Origin of the sequence: Streptomyces sp. T39 (genome assembly GCF_008042045.1) — a bacterium.
GTDB lineage: Bacteria > Actinomycetota > Actinomycetes > Streptomycetales > Streptomycetaceae > Streptomyces.
On record NZ_RDBP01000275.1, the window covers coordinates 1 to 1,459 of the forward strand.

A 1,459-nucleotide genomic window follows, 5' to 3' on the forward strand; every position below is an offset into this window, starting at 1 on the left:
GGTCGGGGAGGTGCCGGGTGCCGGACACGCCGGATGCGGGAAGACTCATGCGGCTCTCATCCGGGCCTTAACCCGCCATCACACCGCGCCCCTACGTTCGCGCCATGTTCTTCACCTACCTCAGGCGCGAGCTGCGCCGCCGCAGGAAGGCGGCGCTCGTCGTCGCCTCGGGGCTCGCCCTCGGCATCGCCCTGGTCATCGTCGTCAACTCCGTCTCGTCCGGCATGAGCCGGGCCCAGGACAAGGTCCTCGAATCCCTCTACGGACTCGGCACCGACATGACCGTCACCAAGGCGGCCGAACCGCCCGGCGAGGGGCAGACCGTGCGGCGGCCCCGGTTCGAGTTCGACGCACAGGACAGCGACGACGACGCCGAGCAGAGCCAGGACATCGTGATGGTCCAGGGCTTCGAGTCGCTCGCCGCGAGCACCGTCTCCGACGTCGCGGGACAGGACGGCGTCGCCGACGCCGTCGGCGGGCTCAGCATCCGCGTCATGAAGGTCGACGGCGCGTTCAAGCGCGGCGAGGTGCAGCAGGCGCCCCGCCAGGGCGGGCCCGGCGGCGCCGGCGGCGAGGGCGGCGGCGAAGTGCGCGGCGGCGGCGCCGCGTTCGACGTCGACTCGTACAGCGCGTACGGGACGGACGTGACGAAGCAGGACCTCGGCCCGCTGACCTCCTCGAAGATCACCTCCGGGCGCACCTTCGCGGAGAACGAGACGAAGGCCAAGGTGGCCGTCCTCGACAGCGCCTGGGCCAAGGAGAAGGAACTTGCCGTCGGCGGGACCCTCACCGTCTCGGGCACCGCGTACAAGGTCATCGGGATCGCCACCGCCGACAGCGGCGACGCCACGGCCGACGTCTACCTGCCGCTCGCCGAGGCGCAGACCCTCGCCGACGCCGCGGACAAGGTGACCACCGTCTACGTCAAGGCCACCGACTCGCAGCGGATCGACGGCATCAAGCAGGCCATCCAGAAGAACATCTCCGGCACCACGGTGACCACGTCCGCCGACCTCGCCGACACGGTCTCCGGCTCCCTGTCCACCGCGTCCGACCTCGCCTCCGGTGTCGGCAAGTGGCTCTCCTACCTGGTGCTCGCCGCCGCGTTCCTCGTGGCCGGACTGCTCACGTCGTCCGCGGTCAGCCGCCGCGTGCGGGAGTTCGGCACGCTGAAGGCGCTGGGCTGGCGCAGCGGACGGGTCACCCGGCAGGTCGCCGGCGAAGCACTCGTCAACGGGCTCGTCGGCGAGGTCGGCGGACGTGGTCACCGTGGTGCCGGAGATGTTCTTCTGGATGGCCTGCTTGATGCCGTCGATCCGCTGCGAGTCGGTGGCCTTGACGTAGACGGTGGTCACCTTGTCCGCGGCGTCGGCGAGGGTCTGCGCCTCGGCGAGCGGCAGGTAGACGTCGGCCGTGGCGTCGCCGCTGTCGGCGGTGGCGATCCCGATGACCTTGTACG

General features: G+C 71.0%; 1 protein-coding gene. It reads left to right on the forward strand.

Features of this window, described 5'->3' with window-relative positions; translation table 11 throughout:
- Positions 1-104: 104 nt before the first annotated feature.
- A partial coding sequence (locus tag EAO77_RS38230; RefSeq protein WP_147992853.1) for an ABC transporter permease occupies positions 105-1,459 on the forward strand: 1,355 nt, incomplete at its 3' end.